This is a genomic window from Microterricola viridarii (assembly GCF_001542775.1).
Classification (GTDB): domain Bacteria; phylum Actinomycetota; class Actinomycetes; order Actinomycetales; family Microbacteriaceae; genus Microterricola; species Microterricola viridarii_A.
In genome coordinates, this window is sequence record NZ_CP014145.1 from 3,302,586 (window position 1) to 3,321,281 (window position 18,696).

The 18,696-nt window shown below is 68.5% G+C and carries 15 protein-coding genes; 10 read left to right on the forward strand and 5 right to left on the reverse strand.

Annotated elements, in window-relative coordinates; genetic code table 11:
* Nucleotides 1-17 precede the first annotated feature (17 nt).
* Entirely contained in the window at nucleotides 18-524 is a 507-nt protein-coding gene (locus AWU67_RS17060) for an SRPBCC domain-containing protein (RefSeq protein ID WP_160329772.1), read from the reverse strand.
* A gap of 136 nt (nucleotides 525-660) precedes the next feature.
* Nucleotides 661-1,089 (reverse strand): winged helix-turn-helix transcriptional regulator, encoded by a 429-nt coding sequence (locus AWU67_RS15165; RefSeq protein WP_234407281.1) that lies wholly within the window; start codon nucleotides 1,087-1,089, stop codon nucleotides 661-663.
* A 138-nt stretch (nucleotides 1,090-1,227) separates the two neighbouring features.
* On the opposite strand from AWU67_RS15165, the gene AWU67_RS15170 reads away from it, so the two are divergent.
* From AWU67_RS15170 to AWU67_RS15180, 3 genes are all read left to right on the forward strand, one after another.
* On the forward strand, nucleotides 1,228-1,587 hold the full coding sequence (locus AWU67_RS15170; RefSeq protein ID WP_067230943.1) for a DoxX family protein: 360 nt from the start codon (nucleotides 1,228-1,230) through the stop codon (nucleotides 1,585-1,587).
* Nucleotides 1,588-1,692: 105 nt separating this feature from the next.
* The gene (locus AWU67_RS15175) at nucleotides 1,693-3,378 is read left to right on the forward strand and encodes an MFS transporter (RefSeq protein ID WP_082717056.1); all 1,686 of its coding nucleotides are present in this window, start codon (nucleotides 1,693-1,695) and stop codon (nucleotides 3,376-3,378) included.
* Between the two features lie 74 nt (nucleotides 3,379-3,452).
* A complete protein-coding gene (locus AWU67_RS15180; protein WP_067230947.1) occupies nucleotides 3,453-5,030 on the forward strand; it encodes a leucyl aminopeptidase in 1,578 nt (525 codons plus the stop codon).
* Here the strand turns inward: AWU67_RS15180 and AWU67_RS15185 are convergent.
* A complete protein-coding gene (locus tag AWU67_RS15185; RefSeq protein WP_160329773.1) occupies nucleotides 5,014-6,063 on the reverse strand; it encodes a LacI family DNA-binding transcriptional regulator in 1,050 nt (349 codons plus the stop codon). The two genes, AWU67_RS15180 and AWU67_RS15185, sit on opposite strands and share 17 nt — an antisense overlap.
* 219 nt (nucleotides 6,064-6,282) lie before the next feature.
* Between AWU67_RS15185 and rbsK the strand changes: the two genes are divergently transcribed.
* From rbsK to AWU67_RS15220, 7 genes are all read left to right on the forward strand, one after another.
* Complete coding sequence (gene rbsK / locus AWU67_RS15190; protein ID WP_067230954.1) at nucleotides 6,283-7,230, forward strand: ribokinase; 948 nt, start codon at nucleotides 6,283-6,285, stop codon at nucleotides 7,228-7,230.
* Between the two features lie 69 nt (nucleotides 7,231-7,299).
* Entirely contained in the window at nucleotides 7,300-8,340 is a 1,041-nt protein-coding gene (locus tag AWU67_RS15195; RefSeq protein WP_067230958.1) for a BMP family lipoprotein, read from the forward strand.
* Nucleotides 8,341-8,470: 130 nt separating this feature from the next.
* Nucleotides 8,471-11,491 carry an ATP-binding cassette domain-containing protein gene (locus AWU67_RS17065; protein WP_082717059.1) on the forward strand — a complete coding sequence of 1,007 codons (3,021 nt, stop codon included), beginning with the start codon at nucleotides 8,471-8,473 and terminating at the stop codon, nucleotides 11,489-11,491.
* The gene (locus AWU67_RS15205) at nucleotides 11,488-12,453 is read left to right on the forward strand and encodes an ABC transporter permease (protein WP_067230962.1); all 966 of its coding nucleotides are present in this window, start codon (nucleotides 11,488-11,490) and stop codon (nucleotides 12,451-12,453) included. Before AWU67_RS17065 ends, AWU67_RS15205 begins: the two co-directional genes overlap by 4 nt.
* 36 nt (nucleotides 12,454-12,489) lie before the next feature.
* Nucleotides 12,490-13,440 carry a nucleoside hydrolase gene (locus AWU67_RS15210; protein ID WP_067230965.1) on the forward strand — a complete coding sequence of 317 codons (951 nt, stop codon included), beginning with the start codon at nucleotides 12,490-12,492 and terminating at the stop codon, nucleotides 13,438-13,440.
* On the forward strand, nucleotides 13,437-14,381 hold the full coding sequence (locus AWU67_RS15215) for a nucleoside hydrolase (protein ID WP_067230968.1): 945 nt from the start codon (nucleotides 13,437-13,439) through the stop codon (nucleotides 14,379-14,381). Before AWU67_RS15210 ends, AWU67_RS15215 begins: the two co-directional genes overlap by 4 nt.
* 98 nt (nucleotides 14,382-14,479) lie before the next feature.
* Nucleotides 14,480-15,448 (forward strand): nucleoside hydrolase, encoded by a 969-nt coding sequence (locus AWU67_RS15220; RefSeq protein WP_067230972.1) that lies wholly within the window; start codon nucleotides 14,480-14,482, stop codon nucleotides 15,446-15,448.
* A 980-nt stretch (nucleotides 15,449-16,428) separates the two neighbouring features.
* Here AWU67_RS15220 and AWU67_RS15225 read toward each other — a convergent pair.
* Together AWU67_RS15225 and AWU67_RS15230 are read right to left on the reverse strand one after the other, a co-directional pair.
* Entirely contained in the window at nucleotides 16,429-18,042 is a 1,614-nt protein-coding gene (locus AWU67_RS15225) for a phytoene desaturase family protein (protein ID WP_067230975.1), read from the reverse strand.
* 137 nt (nucleotides 18,043-18,179) lie between these two features.
* On the reverse strand, nucleotides 18,180-18,605 hold the full coding sequence (locus AWU67_RS15230; protein WP_082717208.1) for an META domain-containing protein: 426 nt from the start codon (nucleotides 18,603-18,605) through the stop codon (nucleotides 18,180-18,182).
* Nucleotides 18,606-18,696: the final 91 nt, after the last annotated feature.

Consider the following 18,696-nt stretch of genomic DNA (forward strand, 5'->3'; position numbering starts at 1 on the left):
ATGCCGTGCTGGCGCGCCTACGCGCTCTTGGCTGGTACCACGAGTTCGCGGTAGTAGCCGGCGTGCGCGGGGTAGTAGTGCTCCCACTCCGGCAGGGCCTTACCGGCGCGGGCGGCGATCAGCCGGTCCAGGTAGTAGTCCCAGCCCGGGCCGAGCGTTGTGGCCTCCGAGGGATTGTGAAGCCGCTGGCCCAAGGTCAGCGAGGTCATGCCGCCGGCCTCGGAGAGGTGGCAGAACACACGCATCTGGTCTGGGCCCTCCCGTGACTCGGCCAGGAAGCGGTGCGGTGCCTCACATTCCAGGATGCTGACGTACTCCCACTCGGCCTCTGGCTCGCTCGTCATGCGGAACTTGACCCCGCCGGTGGACGGCTGCCCGGTGTAGGTGCCGATCCATTTCTCCATCTCGTGCGGGTTCGTCAGGCTGAACCAGACGTCCGCGATCGGAGCGGTGAACAGCCTGTCGAGCAACAGGTAGAGGCCGTCGCCTCGATGGGCGAATCTTCCGGTGGGCCTGGGCGACATGTCAACCTCCGCGTGCTGCGCTGTCAGGCCCGGGGGAGCAGCACCCCGTCGGGTCCTTCTTTGCTTCAGGCTACCCCCACCGTGCGCGCTTGGGGCAAGCAATAATTCGGGCGAGCCCGGAGCCGCGGATGACGCCTCAGCGCGCGTCGTCGAAGGCTTCGCGGCTGCGCTGAATCTCGTCGTGGTTGGCATCCGCCCAGTGCACGAGCCCGAGCACGGGCGCAATGAGGGTGCGCCCGAGCGGCGTCACGGCGTACTCGACGCGCGGCGGAATCTCGGGATAGCTGGTGCGCGACACGAGGCCGTCGCGCTGCAGGCTGCGCAGGGTGTGCGTGAGCATGCGGTGCGAGATGCCGGTGACGTTGCGCTGCAATGCGGTGAAGCGCTGGGGGCCGGCGTCGAGCATGCCGATGATGAGCAGACTCCACTTGTCGCCGATGCGCGAGAGCACGTCTTTGATGGTGCTGCTGCCGTCATGGCCCGCGCTGCAGGGACCGCGGTCTTCGAGCATCGCGGAGGCCGCGGCTGAGATCGCCCCGCGTTCGGCGGTGGCTGGTTCTGTCATGTGGCCCCGTTTCTTACCTCTGTGTGCGTGACGCACGGAGAAGTGCAGGCATCCGAGCCGGTATAAATAGTGACCGTCAGTGCGTCAGTTACCAACTGTAACTAACGAATACCACCTCACCACATCTTGGAGTCACTCTTGACCATCGCCCTCTGGATCGCCACCGGTCTTCTCGCCGCCATCTACCTGCTCGCCGGCTCCCTCAAGCTCACCATGCCGCGCGAGAAGCTCGCACCTCAGATGCACTGGGTCGAGGACTACAGCGACGCTCAGGTCAAGACCATCGGCGCACTGCAGCTGCTGGGAGCGATCGGGCTCATCCTTCCCGCCGCCACCGGAATTCTGCCGTGGCTGACCCCGACGGCCGCATTCGCGCTGCTCGTCGTGCAGATTCTCGCCGCCCGCGTGCACCTGCGCCGCAACGAGAAGTCATCGCTGCCGGTCAACGCTGTACTGGCCGTTTTCGCCCTCGCCGTCGGAGCCCTCTGGCTCGCCTGATTCTGGCCGGTCCAAATCCGCGGGCGCGGTCACGGCGTGCGCTAGCATCGCGAGTGAATTGCGGAATGCTGTGTTCCCGCGCAACGGCGATGATTTGGGGAATGAATGTCCACGAAGTCCAGTGCGGTTCTCGACGTGGCGGTGAAGGCCTCCTGGCTGCCGTTGATCGTCGTGGTGCTCACCCAGATCCAGGCGTCCTTCGCGGTGAACGCGCTCACCGTCTCGATGGCGGGCATCACCAGCGAGCTGAACACCCCGGCCACCTCGGTCGGAACCGCGATCACGGCGGGCACCTTCGCCATGGCGGCGTTCATCCTGCTCGGCGCTAAGGTCGGCGCCCGGTTCGGCACCCGCCTCGTGTTCCAGATCGCGGTCGTCATCCACGGCGTCGCCATGGCGGTGGTGGCGCTCAGCCAGACCGCGGCCATGCTGTTCGTGGCGCAGGCGGCATCCGGTGCTGTCATCGCCCTGATCGCGCCCGCGCTCACCGTGTTCATCGCCAGCAACTTCAAGGGCGAGCAGCAGGCCCGCTCGATCGGCTTCCTCGCAGCGGCCATCCCGGCGGCCGGCGTGCTCGCGTTGCTGATCGCCGGCGCTTTTGCCTCGACGATCGGTTGGCGCTGGTCGTTCGCCCTTATTGTGGGCCTCGCCGTCGTCAACCTGGCACTGAGCTTCCGGCTCAAGAAGATCGAGCCGCAGAAAGACCTGCTCATCGACTGGGTGGGCGCGCTCTACGCCGCCGTCTCTGTCATCCTGTTGAGCTTCGGCTTCAGCGGCCTCTCCTCGTGGGGCCTCGTGCTGGCCTCGGATGACGCCCCGTTCACCGTTCTCGGGCTCTCACCCGCCCCGGTGCTGATCGTGGCAGGCACCATCGTCGGTCAGCTGTTCTTCTCCTGGATCCGCAAGCAGCAGAAGGCCGGCAAGCCGCGCATCTTCGACCTCGCCGTGCTGAAGAGCAGCAAGGAGAAGGCGGTCACCGCCTGCATGGCGATGATGCTCTTCGTTGGCACCGCCGCCAACTTCCTGATCCCGCTGTACCTGCAGGTCGTACAGGGCCGCACGAGCTTCGAGACCTCGCTCGCGATCATCCCCTACACGCTGTCGATCTTCCTGGCGAGCACCTTCGTCGCCAACCTGTACAAGCGCTTCCCGCCGCGTCAGATCGCCCGTGCCGGCTTCGTCGTCGTCGCCTTCGGCCTGATATTGCTCGCCTTCACCATCCAGTACGGCTGGGGCCAGGGCTTCGTCGTGGCCGGCCTGATCACGCTCGGCCTCGGCCAGGGATCGATCGTCGCCCTGGTCTTCAACACGCTGCTCTCGGCCGCCCCCAAGCGCCTCGCCGGCGATGTCGGCGCGTGGCGCGGGCTGGTGCACAACATGTCGGGCTCGGTGGGTATCGCCGTCGCCAGCGTCTTCGCGGTGAGCGTGCTGGCCGGGCTCATCCACACGGCGGCCGACGAGCACCCGGAGATCCCCGCGTCGCTGATCGAGCAGGTCGACATCAACAACGCCAACTTCCTGACGAACGACCAGCTGGCCGACGTTTTGGCCACGACCACCGCCAACGAGGCGGAGGCCGCTGCCGCACTCGAGATCAACGAGGCGGCACGCCTCCGCGCGCTGCAGATCTCGCTGCTCGGTCTCGCGGCGATCGCACTGCTCGCGATCGTGCCGGCCGGCCGCATGCCGAACCGACTGCCGGGCGACCTGCCGGAGCACCTGGAGAGCAACCCGGAGCCTGGCGACGAGGAGCGCGACGACGCCGAGATCGCGGCCGCCGAGGCTCGTTGAGCCGCCGGCCTCGTGGGAGCGTCAGACTAGTACCGCACGCACTGCACGAACCGCACTGAAACAAGGAGACACCCATGTCTGAACTCGACCACACCCTGATCCCGGGCGACTTCGCCCGGCTGCCCTCCCAGGACACTCCGGCCACCGTGGTCTTCGTCGACGAGTTCTCGGCCGACCTCGATGCCACCGGGTACTTCGTCGCCGCCGACGGCGACGTCTCCGCAGAACTGGGCCTCAACCGGGAGCAGCTGGCGAAGCTCGGTTTCGAGGGCAAGGCCGGCCAGACGCAGACGGTGCTCGCGGCATCCGGCGCCCTGGCGATCGCGGTGGGTCTCGGCAGCCTCGAGCTGCCCGCGCTGGAGGAGGGCGCGATTGACGCCGATGCAGCAGATGCCGCGGCGAACGCCCTGCGCGACGCCGGTGCCGCCTTCGCCCGCGCCGCAGCCGGCCACGCCCGGATCGGGCTGGACCTCGGCTCGATCGCCAGCCTCGGTGCCGATGCAGTGCTCGACGCGGCAGGCCTCGACGCCATCGTCGAGGGCGTGCTGCTGGCCCGCTACCGCTTCAACCCGCTCAAGGCGAAGCCGAAGGGCACTGCGCTGGAGAGCCTCGAGCTGCGCGGCGCCGCCGACATCGACGGGGCAGCGGAGGCCGTGCGGCACGCCGTGATCGGCGCCCGCGCCGCCAACATCACCCGGGACCTCTGCAACAACCCTCCCGGGCACCTGACGGCGACCGACATCGCCGACCTCGCTGTCGAGCTGGCCGCCCAGCACGGCTTCAGCGCGGAGGTGTTCGACAAGCAGGCCCTGATCGAGCTCGGCTGCGGCGGCCTGCTCGGCGTCAACGCCGGCAGCCACGAAGAGCCGCGCATGGTCAAGCTGCGCTACACGCCGGCGGCTGGCGCACCGGCAGAGCGCGGCCACCTCGCCCTCGTCGGCAAGGGCATCATGTACGACTCCGGCGGCATCAGCCTCAAGCCCTCCGACCCCATGCACCTGCTGATGAAGATGGACATGGGCGGGGCCGCGGCCGTGCTCGGCGCGTTCACGGCGCTGCGCGACCTGGGCGTTGAGACCGAGGTCACCGGCTTCCTGATGTGCACCGACAACATGCCGTCCGGCACCGCGACGAAGCTCGGCGACGTGCTGGTGGCCCGCAACGGCACCACCGTCGAGGTGAAGAACACGGATGCAGAGGGCCGCCTGGTCATGATGGACGCCCTCGCGCTCGCCGCAGAGGAGAAGCCCGACGCGATCGTCGACATCGCCACCCTCACCGGCGCCGTGCTGATGGCGCTCGGCCAGGCCACGGCCGGCGTGATCGGCAACAACCAGGACATCGTCGACCAGCTGCTCGATGCGGCGGCCACCGTCGACGAGCCGGCGTGGCAGCTGCCGCTGGAGAAGAAGTACCGCAAGCAGCTCGACTCCGACATCGCCGATCTCGGCAACATCGGTGGGCGCTTCGCCGGGGCGACGACCGCCGCGCTGTTCCTCAACGAGTTCGTCGACGGCCTGCCCTGGGCGCACCTGGACATCGCCGGAACGATGCAGTCAGACTCCGACGATGCGTGGCGCTCGGCCGGCGCGACCGGTTACGGCGCGCGCCTGCTCGCCGACTTCGCGCTGAACTTCACGCCCGTTCAGTAGCCGCGTTGGCGGCCGCCTCGGTGGCCGCCAACGGCAGCAGGCTGGACTCCCTGAGCTCCACGGTGGGGGCGAAGACACTCTTGCGAACGGGGCGCTCCGGGTCTTTGGACCGGGCGTCCAACAGTGCGACGGCCTCCTGGGCCATCGTGGCGAGCGGCTGGCGCACCGAGCTGAGCTGCGGCGACACCATCGTGGCGATGAAGAGGTCGTCGTGGCTGATGACCTTGACCTGCCCCGGCACCGCGACGTTGGCCGCGCGCAGCGTCGTGAGCACGCCGAGGGCGATGATGTCGGCACCGCACATGATCGCGTCGGGGAGCGGCCCGCTGTTGACCAGGGTCCAGGCCGCCGTGCGCCCCCACTCGGTGGTGAAGTCGCCGAGCAGCTCGCGCTCGCGGGCGCCCTCGTCGTCGCTCGTGAGCGCACGGAAGGCGCGCAACCGGGCGTCGGCGGTGCTCGTGGTCGGCTGCGCGCCGATGAAGGCAAACGAGCGCGCCCCGCGGCCCCGCAGGTGCTCGATGGCCAGGCGAACGCCCTCGAACTCGTCGGAGCCGACGAAATCGGTGCCGCCGCCCTCCGCGACACGGTCGAGCTGCACGACGGGGAGGTCGAGTGCGGCGGCGCTGATGGCCGCGGCCGACTCGGTGGCGGAGACCGGAATGACAACGAGCCCGTCGACCATCCGGTTGCGAAGCAGCTCGATCTGGCGGGCCTCCGTTGCCACGTCGTCGTGGGAGTCGCAGAGGATCAGGGAGCGCCCGGTGTCGGTCAACACCTGCGCGATCGCCTCGACGGCCCCGATGAAGTAGGGGTTGTTGATGGCGGGAACGACGACGCCGATCGTGTCGGTCTGGCGGGTGCGCAGCGCCCTGGCCATGACATTGGCCGAGTAGCGCAGACGCGTGCTGGCCTCGTGAACCCGCCGTGCCATCGCCGGGTCGACGTCGGCCTGGCCGGAGAGCACCCGCGACGCTGTCGACGGGGACACATTGGCGGCCGACGCCACGTCCTTGACCGTCACTCTTCTACCCATACGATGTACCCCTTTGTGCGTCTGGTTGAAGCAATCATCCCGCATCGCGGAAGCAACGCGACGACATCGCCGGCTGTGCTCCCGCCCGGTTGACCGCGCCGGCACGGTCGTTTCCGAGTTGCCGTTTGACAGACGCCAAGCATGTCACCTATCGTGAACGATCTGAGACAACGATTTCTCAGATGGTTCATAAATGCACGCGAAGAGGCGGTACTGGCAATGGCGCCGAAGCAAGAAACAGAGATTGTCGTAGTCGGCAGCGCGAACATCGATTTGGTCGCAACCGTCGAGTCTCGCCCCCAGCCGGGTGAGACCGTACATGCATTGGGATACGCCGAGTTCCTAGGCGGTAAGGGCAGCAACCAGGCCATCGCCGCCGCACGGCTCGGGCGTCAGGTCGCATTCGTCGGCCTCGTCGGAAACGACCCGGAAGCGCAGACCGTGCGCGGTGCGCTGGCCAATGAGGGCATCGACCTTCAGCACCTCGCCAGCGTGAAATCGTTCTCTACGGGTCGCGCCATCATCATCGTCGACAGCGCCGCAGAGAACTCGATCGTCGTGGTCGGCGGCGCCAACGCGCAGCTCGGCACCGAGCACATCGCCGCGGCCGCTGAGCTGATCGAGAACGCACCGATCGTCGTCGCCCAGCTGGAGATCCCGATCGAGACCGTCACCGAGGTGGCGCGCATGGCGAAGGGCACCTTCGTGCTGAACCCGGCACCGGCCCAGCCGCTGCCCGCCGCACTGCTCGATGCCGTCGACATCCTCGTCGTCAACGAGACCGAGTACGAGTCCGTGTCTGGCTGCACGTTCCCGGAGGACCGCGAGCTGCTCGCGGAGCAGCTGCGCACGCAGTCGCTCCCCGCCGCCGTTGTGATCACCCTCGGCGGCCAGGGCGCACTCGTTTGGGACTCGACGACACTCAGCCACATTTCCACCCCGCGGGTGCAGGTGGTCGACACCACCGGCGCAGGCGACACGTTCATCGGAGCGCTTGTTGATGCCCTGAGCCGCGGGGAAAACCTCACCTCGGCAGCGCACTGGGCCGTGCATGCCGCTTCCCTCTCCGTCGGTGCGCTCGGCGCAACCGTCGGAATGCCCCGTCGCCAGGAAGTGGCGGCGCTGCTGGAGAACATCCGGGAGGCAACGCCGCCCCGCCTGCCATAAGCCCACCCCAGAACATTTTCGACAATTCCATTCGTTTCACTCCGTATCAACGTGCAAGGGAGCACAGCAATGAACAAGCGTCTTATCGGCGGCATCGCCATCATGGCCACGGCAGTCCTGGCCCTCACCGCCTGTGGCGGCTCGAATGACACCGCTGGCAGCGGGTCGGCGGGCGGCTCTGATTCCTTCTCGGCGGTGAACATTGTCAGCGGAAACCTGGGCGACCAGGGCTTCTTCGACGACGCGGCCCGCGGTATGGCCTCGCTCGAGGCCGGCGGCTTCAAGACCCAGAACATCCAGGGCGAGGTCGGCAGCCCGGCCCAGTGGAAGACGAACCTCGAGTCCGTTTCTGGCTCGGACTGGGACGTCGTCATCACCGGAACCGCGCAGATGCACGACATCCTAGACTCGGCAGCAGCCAAGTACCCGGAGCAGAACTACGTCACCTACGATGACGTCGTCGACCAGCCCAACGTTGCGTCGATCCTCTACAAGCAGAACGAGGGTTCCTACCTCGCCGGCGTGCTGGCTGCCGCAGCGACGACCAACCCCGACAAGTTCCCGCTCGCCACCGGCAGCAAGAAGCTCGGCCTCGTCGGCGGCATGGACATCCCGATCATCAACGACTTCGTTGCCGGCTTCAAGAAGGGTGCCGAAGCTGTCGACCCCTCCATCGAGGTCCTCGTGTCGTACGTGGGTGACTTCGCCGACGCCAACAAGGGCTTCGACCAGGCAACCGCCATGTACAAGCAGGGTGCAGACGTCGTCTTCCAGGTCGCCGGCGGCGCTGGCCAGGGTGTCTTCACGGCAGCCAAGGACCAGAACCGTTACGCCATCGGCGTCGACGCGAACCAGAATGGCCTCCAGGAGGGCCACATCCTGGCCTCGATGCTCAAGAACATCGGCGCCTCGCTCGAGTCGGCCGTCAAGGCGGCCAAGGACGGCACGCTGAAGTACGGCGAGACCACCGAGTACGGCCTCGCCAACGACGGCGTCAGCCTCGTCTTCGACGACAACGGTGGAATCGTTCCGCAGGACATCCAGGACCTCGTCAAGACCTACGCCCAGAAGGTCATCGACGGCGAGATCACGGTTCCGACCGCGATGTAATCGCGCGCCGGGGCCCCGCCCCGGCCCACTCGTACTGCCCGCCGGCCTCGGCGCTCGGCGGGCAGTACACCCCCTTCCTCGCCGACCCCCTCGGCGCACCCCGGTGCGCGAGCGAGAAAATGAGATTTTGATGGCGCAGCCGCTTCTGGAACTTCGCGAGATCACCAAGGCCTTCGGGTCGAAGGTCGCGAACGACCGCATTTCGTTGGAAGTCCAACCCGGACGAATTCACGCTCTCGTTGGCGAGAATGGCGCGGGCAAGACCACCCTCATGACCATGATCGCCGGCACGGCTCAGCCCGACTCCGGCACGATCATCATCGATGGCGCCCCCGTCGCCATCACGAACCCGACGAAGGCGTCCGCGCTCGGCATCGGCATGGTTCACCAACACTTCAAGCTCGTCCCCAACCTCACCGTTGCGGCCAACGTGTTCCTCGGGCGCGAGCTTCGCACCCCGCTCATGGCGCTGGACACGAAGAAGATGGAACGCGAAGTTGCCGCGCTCTCTGAGCAGTTCGGCCTCGCCATCGACCCGTCCGCCAAGGTCGCCTCGCTCTCCGTCGGTGTTCGCCAGCGCGTCGAGCTGCTCAAGGCGCTCAGCCACGACACCCGCCTGCTCATCCTTGACGAGCCCACCGCCGTGCTCACGCCGGGCGAGATCGACGAACTCTTCGTCGTCGTGCGCGGCCTCGCCGCCAAGGGCTGCGCCGTTCTCTTCATCTCGCACAAGCTCGGCGAGGTGCTCGACATCGCCGACGAGCTCACCGTCATCCGCGACGGCAAGTCCATCGCCACGATGCCGACCGACGGGCTCTCCCAGGCCGACATCGCCCAGATGATGGTCGGCCGCGAGGTGCTGCTGCGCATCGTGCACACCGAGGCGGCCCCCACGCACGAGGTGCTCAACGTCGACGCGCTGACCGTGGTCGACGAGCGCGGCGTGCAGGTCGTCGACTCGCTCTCGCTCACCGTGCGCGCCGGCGAGATCGTCGGCATCGCCGGAGTCGAGGGCAACGGCCAGACCGAGCTCGCCGCCGCGATCGCCGGCATGGCCTCCAGCGCCTCCGGCCGCATCGTGCTCTCCGGGCACGACATCACCACGGCGTCCGTCGCCGAGCGTCGCCGCGACGGCCTCGCCTACATCGCGGAGGACCGCCACGAGCAGGGCGCGGGGCCGAGCCTCTCGGTCGCCGAGAACATCATCCCGACCCACCTCGAGCCGCCCATCGCCCGGTTCGGCTGGATCAACTCGACCGCTGCGAACGCCTTCGCGCGCCGGCTGATCGAGAAGTTCGATGTGCGCGGAGCCGTCTCGAGCACCCCCATCGGCACCCTGTCCGGCGGCAACATGCAGAAGGTCATCATCGCCCGCGAGTTCGCGAGCGAGCCCGAACTGCTGATGGTCGCTCAGCCCACCCGTGGCGTCGACGTCGGCGCCATGGAATTCGTGCACAACGCCATCGTCGCCCAGCGCGACAAGGGCGCGGCCGTCCTGCTCTTCTCCGCCGACCTCAACGAGGTCATGTCGCTCTCCGACCGCCTCCTGGTCATGTTCCGCGGCACCATCATCGCCGAGTTCACCCAGGCGAACATGAGCGAGGCCGCCGTCGGCCTCGCGATGGGTGGCGTCGCCCCCACCGCGGATGCCGTCGCTGCCGCCGAGGCCGAGCACGCCCTGGTGCGTGCAGAGCTCACCGGCACGCCGGTGGCCGCCGCATCCGCTGCGCCCCTCGGTGCGACCTCCGCCGTCGACGACGCGTCGACGCACGAGGCCGTCGCCGTCATCGACCGGGCCGCCGCTGCTCCCGCTGCTGCTGCTGCCGCTGCTGCTCCTGCTGCCGCGGCGACTGCCGCACCCGCTCCGCGCCGGGAGCGCGCCGCCGAGAAGCCGGCTGCACCCCGCCGGCGTGTGCCGGACCGCAGCGGAGACGGACGGGCGCCGAGCGTCGACATCCGCACCCGTCTGAGCTCGGCCGCCGGCAAGCTCGGCAAGGGAGCGATCCAGCCGCTCGTGGCCGTCGTGCTCTCCCTCGTGGTCGGTTCTGTGTTCATCCTCGCCATCGGGCAAGACCCGCTGCGCGCCTACAGCGAGCTGTTCTTCTCCAGCCTGCGCACCCCGTACGGCATCTCGGGTCTGATCGCCCAGCTGGTGCCGCTGCTCGTGCTCTCCGCCGGCGTGATCATCTCGTTCCGGGCCGGCTTCTTCAACATCGGTGGCGAGGGGCAGCTGTTCATCGGCGCCTTCGCCGCCGCGTGGGCCGGGTTCACCTTCACCGATCTGCCCGGGCCCGTCCTGACTGTCGTCGTGATCGCGTTCGGCGCACTCGGCGGCATGATCTGGGGCATGATCCCCGGCGCGCTGCTGGCCTTCTGGCGCACCGACATCATCGTCACCACCCTGATGATGAGCTCGATCGCCACCCTGCTGACCGCCTACCTCGTCACCGGCCCGTTCCGCGACCCGACCGCCGGCCTCGTCGCCTCCGAGAAGATCGCCCCTGGCGCCGCCCTGCCGATGTTCGACGTCAAGTACGGCATCGGGATGGACCTCGTCCTCGCGATCGTGATCGCCATCATCCTGGCGCTCATCCTGACCCGCACGGTCTGGGGCCTGAAGGTTCGCCAGCTCGGTGAGATGAACCGCTTCGCCGAGTACACCGGTGTCAACACGCGTGCGATGAGCATCCAGGTGATGGCCCTCTCCGGTGCCGTGGCCGGCCTGGCCGGCGCGATCTTCGTGCTCGGGCCGAACGGCGGCCGGTTCCTGCAGGACTTCTCGCCGGGATACGGATTCCTCGGAATCACGGTTGCGCTGCTCGCGCGCCTGAACCCGTGGGCCTCGTTCCTCGCGGCCGCCTTCTACGCGAACATGATGTCCGGCTCGAACGGCATGCAGATCAACACCGAGGTGCCGTTCCCGATCGTCACCGTGCTGCAGGGTCTGATCATCCTGATGATCACCGCCGTCATCGTCATCGACCGCCGCACCCGCGAGAAGATCGTCCGGCTGTTCGCCGGCCGCCACGGCGCCCCCAAGGCACCGCGCGGCACCCAGAGCAGCGCTGCATCGCTCTCGGCGCCGGCACCCGTTGACCCGTTCGAGACCCCCGCCCCCATTCACTCCGAGTCGAAGGTGACCCAGCCATGAGCGTTCTCGAACAGATCTTCACGGCGGCCACGCTGGCCGTGATCCTTATGAAGGTCGCGCCGATCCTACTCGCCGCGATCGGAGGAGCGTTCACCCAGCAGGGCAACATCCTCAACATCGGTCTCGAGGGCATGATGCTCGTCGGGGCGTTCAGCTCCATCGTCATCGGCTCCGTCACCGGCAGCCCGCTCATCGGTGTGTTGGCCGCCGTCGGCGCCGGGCTCCTGCTGGCGTTGATCTTCGCCGTGGCGACGCTGACGTTCAAGGCCGACTTCATCGTCGTCGGTATCGGCGTCAACCTGCTCGCGGCCGGCGTCACCGTGTTCCTGCTGCAGATCATCTACGGCAACCCCGGTGTCACGCCGCCGAGTGCGAGCATCCGCCTGCCGCGCATCTCGATCGGCCCGCTCGCCGACATCCCGATCCTGGGCACCGCACTGAACGAGCAGACTGCCCTCGTCTGGGTTGCGCTGATCAGCGTGCCGATCGCCTGGTTCGTGATGTACCGCACCCGCTTCGGCGTGCACCTGCGTGCCGTCGGTGAAGACGAGGAGGCGGCTGCCGCCGCCGGAATCGGCGTCACCAAGGTGAAGTTCCAGAGCGTGCTGATCTCGGGAGTGCTCTGTGGGGCCGCCGGTGCCCAGCTGGCCATGGCAACCCTCGGCAGCTTCACGAACGGCATGTCCGCCGGGCGTGGATTCATTGCCGTCGCCGCGCTCACGTTCGGCCTGGGGCGCCCCGTCCGCACCATGGTGGCTGCGCTGATCTTCGGTGCAGCCGACGCGATCGCCGACCTGCTCGGAATCGCCGGCATCAACTCCAACCTCGCCCTGATGATGCCCTACATCATCACCATTGTCGCGCTCGTCTTCGCCGGGCTGCGCCTGCGCAAGATCTGGGGGCAGCGCCGCTCGCAACGAGCGAAAACGTCGAGCCCCGACCTCAGCGCCGCACCCGCCTAAGCCCACACCGACAGCATTCTGAACAAGGAGAACCTCATGGTCGAACGCATGATCATTGACTGCGACCCCGGACACGATGACGCACTGGCGATCATCCTCGCCGCGGGCAGCCCGAACATCGACCTGATCGCGATCACGACGGTGGCCGGCAACCAGACCGCCGAGAAGGTCACCCGCAACGCCCTGGCCGTGTGCGCGGTGGCCGGCATCCTCACGGTGCCCGTCGCTCAGGGCGCCAGCGTGCCGCTCGTGCGGGCACAGCGGGTTGCCCCCGACATCCACGGCGAATCGGGCCTCGACGGCCCGGTGCTGCCGGAGGCGCAGATTGAGCTGGACCCCCGCCACGCGGTCACCCTGATCATCGACGAGATCATGTCGAATGAGCCGGGCACGATCACGCTGGTTCCGACCGGCCCGCTCACCAACATCGCCATGGCGATGAAGCTCGAGCCGCGCATCGTGGACCGCGTCAAGCGGGTCATCCTGATGGGTGGCTCCTACACCCGCGGCAACACCACCCCGGCCGCCGAGTTCAACATCATCGCCGACCCCGAGGCAGCGCACGCCGTGTTCGCGGGCGACTGGCCCGTCACCATGGTCGGGCTCGACCTGACCCACCAGGCGACGGCGGATGCCGACGTGGTGGCGCGCATCGCCGCCATCGACTCGCCGTTGTCGGCCTTCGTGGTCGAGATCCTCGCCTTCTTCGGCAGCACCTACCGCGAGGTGCAGGGCTTCGACGCCCCGCCCGTGCACGACCTGTGCTGCGTCGCGAAGCTGGTCGACCCGGCCGTGTTCGAGACCGAAGACGCCTTCGTCGGCGTCGAGCTCACGGGCACCTGGACCACCGGCATGACGGTGATCGACTTCACCAACCTGCTCGGCGAGAAGGCCAACACGCAGGTGGCGACCACGCTCGACAAAGACCTGCTTTGGAACATGACCATTGACGCGATCAGCGCGCTCTCGAAGGGAACCCACGCATGACCACCCCCATCATCTTTGACTGCGACACCGGAATCGACGATGCACTGGCCATGCTCTACGGCGCGGGCAACGGGGCGGACTTCGTAGCCTGCACCGTCACGCACGGCAACGTGCCTGTCGCAACCGGCGCGCGCAACACGGTCACCGTGCTCGACTACCTGGGCCTGGACACCGTCCCCGTCTTCGAGGGCGCAGCCCGCCCGATGGCGCAGCCGCTGATGACCGCCGAGTTCGTGCACGGCCAGGACGGCCTCGGCGACGCCGGCGTCGTGCAGTCGACGCGTGCTGTGTCTGGCGACATGGCGGCCGCCGAGATCGTGCGCCTGGTGCGCTCGCGTCCCGGCGAGCTCACGCTCGTCGCCGTCGGCCCGCTGACCAACATCGGCATGGCGCTGCTGCTCGAGCCCGAGCTGCCCACGCTCGTCAAGGACGTCATCATCATGGGTGGCGCCGTCGGCGTTCCCGGCAACTCGGCGGAGTTCGGCGAGGCCAACGTCTGGCACGACCCCGAGGCAGCCCAGCTCGTGATCGACGCTGCGTGGGACGTGCTCTTCGTCGGCCTCGAGATCACCATGAAGACCGGCCTGGCGGCCGAGTCGCTCGAGCGCATCGGCGCCTCGGAGGACCCCCGTGCCCAGCTGGCGTGGAAGATCATGCAGTTCTACCTGGACGTCTACGAGGGCCAGATGGGCGTGCGCACCTGCGTGCTGCACGACCCGCTCGCCATGGCGCTCGCCCTGGACCCCGAGCTCGCCACCTACCGCACCATCGAGGCGAGCCTTGAGCTGCGCGGCGGGCGTTCGCGCGGACAGCTCATCGGCGACCTGCGCGGCTACAACAAGGCGACGCTCGACCCGAAGGCGCCCGGCGTCATCCGCATCGTGGAGTCCCTGAAGACCGAGGAGTTCCACGAGAACTTCCTGCGCTCACTCGGCGCCTAGGCTGGACCGCCGCGCGGGCGACACCCGTCGCTCGCGCGGCATCCGCTGCCGGATCGCCGGCCACACACCCACCCGCATCGAAGCAGAGGATCTCGAGCATGCCCATCCCCGTCATCATTGACACCGACCCGGGCCTCGATGACGCCCTGGCCATCCTGCTGGCCTTCGCCAGCCCGGAGCTCGAGGTGCTCGGCCTGACGACGGTGGGCGGCAACGCCGGACTCGCGCACACCACCCGCAACGCGCTGCGCCTGCTGCACCTGATCGGCCGCGACGACGTGCCGGTCGCCGCCGGCGCGAACACCCCGCTCGTGCGACAGGACGCCGTCTCTGCCGCTGGCGTGCACGGCGACGACGGCTTCGGCGGCGTGCCGCTGGCCGAGGCACCGCGCGGCGCCGACGCACGGCCCGCCGTGCAGCTGCTGGTCGACCTGATCGAGGGCTCTGCCGAGCCCGTCACCCTGATCGCGCTCGGCCCGCTCACCAACGTGGCGACTCTGCTGGCCGCCTACCCCGGCACGGCCGCGAAGCTCGACAAGATCGTGCTGATGGGCGGCGGCGCGCAGCACCTCGGCAACGTCACCCCGACCGCCGAATTCAACATCTGGTACGACCCGGATGCCGCCAGCCGGGTGTTCGCATCCGGCCTGCCGATCACGATGATCGGCCTCGACGTCACCCACAAGGCGATCACCTTCGCCGAGGACTGGGAGCCCCTGCGCGCCCAGGGCGGCCCCGTCGCCGAGGCGGTCACCGGCATGGTCGACTTCTACACCCAGACCTACCGAGAGAACCTCGGCGTCGAAGGCACCGCCCAGCACGACGCCCTCGCCGTGGCTGCCGTCATCGCCCCGGAGCTCGTGACGACCTCGGCCCTGCACGTCGACGTCGAGTGCTCCGGCCCGCTGACGATCGGCATGACCGTCGTCGATCTGCACAACGTGACCGGCAAGAAGCCCACCGCCAACGTCGGCCTGGAGGTGGACGCCGCGGCGTTCAACACCCTGCTGATTGGGCGGATCCTGGCCATCAACGCCGCGACCCCCGCCGCCCCACCCGCTGGTTGAGCTTGTAGAAACCCCCGGCTGCTCGAGGGAGCGCTAGCGACCGAAGCCAACTGCGCCGGGGTCTCGATACGCTCGTTCCTCGCGACTCGACCAGCGGTGTTGGGGGAGTGGGCGTTCGCGCAGCTTTGCGTGGCGCCTCTTTCCCGCTGGTTGAGCTTGTCGAAACCCCCGTTGGCTCGAGGGAGCTTGCGACCGAAGCCAACTGCGCCGGGGTCTCGATACGCTCGTCCCTCGCTACTCGACCGACGGGCAGGGGCGCGCCCTTCCGCTGGTTGAGCCTGTCGAAACCCCCGTTGGCTCGTGGGAGCTAGCGACCGAAGCCAGCAGCGCCGGGGTCTCGATACGCTCGTTCCTCGCTACTCGACCAGCGGTGTCGGGGGAGTGGGCGTTCGCGCAGCTTTGCGCGGCGCCTCGTTCCCGCTGGTTGAGCTTGTCGAAACCCCTGTTGGCTCGAGGGAGCTTGCGACCGAAGCCAAGTGCGCCGGGGTCTCGATACGCTCGTTCCTCGCTACTCGACCATCGGGGAGGGGGAGTGGGCGTTTGCGCAGCTTTGAGTGGCGCCTCTTTCCCGCTGGTTGAGCTTGTCGAAACCCCCGTTGGCTCAGGGAGCTAGCGACCGAAGCCAGCGGCGCCGGGGTCTCGATACGTTCGTTCCTCGCTACTCGACCAGCGGGTAGGGGTGCGCCCTTCCGCTGGTTGAGCTTGTCGAAACCCCCGTTGGCTCGAGGGAGCTTGCGACCGAAGCCAGCTGCGCCGGGGTCTCGGTACGCTCGTTCCTCGCTACTCGACCATCGGGTTGGGGTGTGCCCTTCCGCTGGTTGAGCTTGTCGAAACCTGTCCCGTTGGCTCGAGGGAGCGCTAGCGACCGAAGCCAGCGGCGCCGGGGTCTCGGTACGCTCGTTCCTCGCTGCTCGACCAGCGGGTTGAATGCAGAGCCTGAGGAGCCGACGCCCAGACCCGAGCGCTATGCGGAGGAGCGCCTAGAGCGCGCCCTCCAGCACCGCCATGGCTGCATTGTGTCCGCCGAGCCCACTGACAGCCCCGCCGCGCACCGCGCCGGAGCCGCAGATCAGCACCCGCGGGTGCGCCGTCGCCACGCCCCAGCGCTCGGCCGCCGTGTCTCGGGGCGCGTCGTCCTCGAGGAACGGCCAGGACAGCGGGCCGTGGAAGATGTTGCCGCCGGTCATGTTCAGGGCGTGCTCGAGGTCGAGCGTCGTCTTCGTCTCGATGCACGGGTTGCCTGCGGCATCCGTCATCAGCACGTCCTCGATCGGCTCGGCGAGCACCGAGTTCAGCGAGGCCAGCACCGCCGCCTGCAGCCGCTCCCGGGTCTCGTCGTTGTTCTCCTCGGTGAGCCAGCGGTCCGGCGCGTGCAGGGCAAAGATGGTGAGCGTGTGTGCCCCGGATGCCGCAAGCTCCGGCCCCAGGATCGTCGGGTCGGCCAGGGTATGGCAGTAGATCTCGCAGGGCAGGATGTCGGGGATCTGGCCGTTCGCGGCCTCGACGTAGGCGCCCTCGAGCTGGCTGTACAGCTCGTTGATGTGGAACGTTCCACCGAACGCGGCCTCGGGCGTCACGGTGGCGTCGAGCAGCTTCGGCAAGCGCTTCAGCATCAGGTTGACCTTGACCTGCGCGCCCTCCGGGCGGGCGGCGACGGCATCCGCCGCCGCATCGGCCGGGAGCCCGACGCGGGCGCTCGACGCCCCGCCGGCAGCCAGCAGCTGGTCCAGGACGTAGGGGGAGACGTTCGCCAGCACGGCCCCGCCGACGGCGACCCGGTCGTGGCCGTTGCGGCGGTAGCGCACGACCCCGTCGGCGTCGAGGCTGGTGACCTCCGCGCCGGTCACGATGCGCGCGCCGGCCAGCCGGGCGGCCCGCTCGATCTCACCGGAGACGGCGCCCATGCCGCCGATCGGCACGTGCCAGTCACCGGTGCCGTTGCCGATCACGTGGTACAGGAAACAGCGGTTCGCGTCGAGCGACGGGTCGTCGCTGGAGGTGAAGGTGCCGATCAGCCCGTCGGTGGCGACGACGCCGCGCACGAGGTCGCTGTCGAAGCGCTCGGTGATCACCTGGCCGATCGGGCGTTCGAAGAGGCTCTGCCAGAGCGCGTCGTCGGCGACCAACCGGCGGGCCTCACTGCGGGTCGGCAGCGGCTCGCACACGCTCGGGAACAGGGACTCGGCCACCCGGGCGGTGTCGGCGTAGAAGGCGTTCCACGCGTCGAAGTCTGCCTCGGCGCCGACCCGGGCGAAGGAGGAGCGCGTCGCCGGCTGGTTGTCGTTGTCGACGAGCAGGCCGGTCTCGAGCGCGGCCGGGTTCGGCGTGTACGAGCTGAAACGGCGGTGCGCCAGGCGGATGTCGAGGCCGAGCTCGTCAATGATGCGCTGCGGCAACAGGCTCACCAGGTAGGAGTAGCGCGAGAGCCGGGCATCCACACCGGCGAACGCCTCGGCCGAGACGGCCGCGCCGCCCAGCCGCTCGTCCCGCTCGAGCAGGAGCACGCTCTTGCCCGCCTGGGCGAGGTAGGCGGCCGCAACGAGTCCGTTGTGCCCGCCGCCGACAATCACAACGTCGTGAGTAGCTTCAGTCATCCCTAGAGCCTAGGCCGTCCCCGCAAATCCGTTGAGAGCGGTCAAATGGCCGCTTTAGGGCGCGAAAAGTGGCCATTTGACCGCTCTCAACGGAACTGGGCGGGGCGGGGCGGGGCGGCGGCGGGAGGGGGCGCGGGCTAGTAGCCGTTGCCTCCGGTGGCGTTCTCCAGAGTGCCGATCTCGCTGTTCGAGCTGTTGAAGACCGTCATCGTCGAGCCGGAGATCGTGGCCGTGTTCAACGCGGACAGCCAGGTGTCGACGCCCTGGCAGGCCATCAGCGTGGTCGCGACGTTCTTGAAGTCGATCGTGGTGCCGTTCAGTGCCCAGCCGCCGTTCAGGGTGTTGCACCCGTCGGAGCCGGTGAACTGGCCGTTGTCGGTGAACGTCAGAAAGGGAACGCCCGTGCTCTCGACGGTGCCCCAGGTGCCGACCGGGTTGGGCCCGCCGGGGGTGCCGGCGCCCGAGGTCGCGCAGCCGCTGAGACCGAGGGTCAGTGCGGCGACTGCCACGACGGCGAAGGCCGCGCGGGAGCGGAGGGGGCGGTGGGAGAGCAAGCTGGTCATGAGGAGCATCCGTTCGCGCGATGATCCGGCCCCGGGCAGGCCCGATGGGCTCCACGCTAGCCGCTGTGAGCCGCGCGCGCGAGGAGCACGC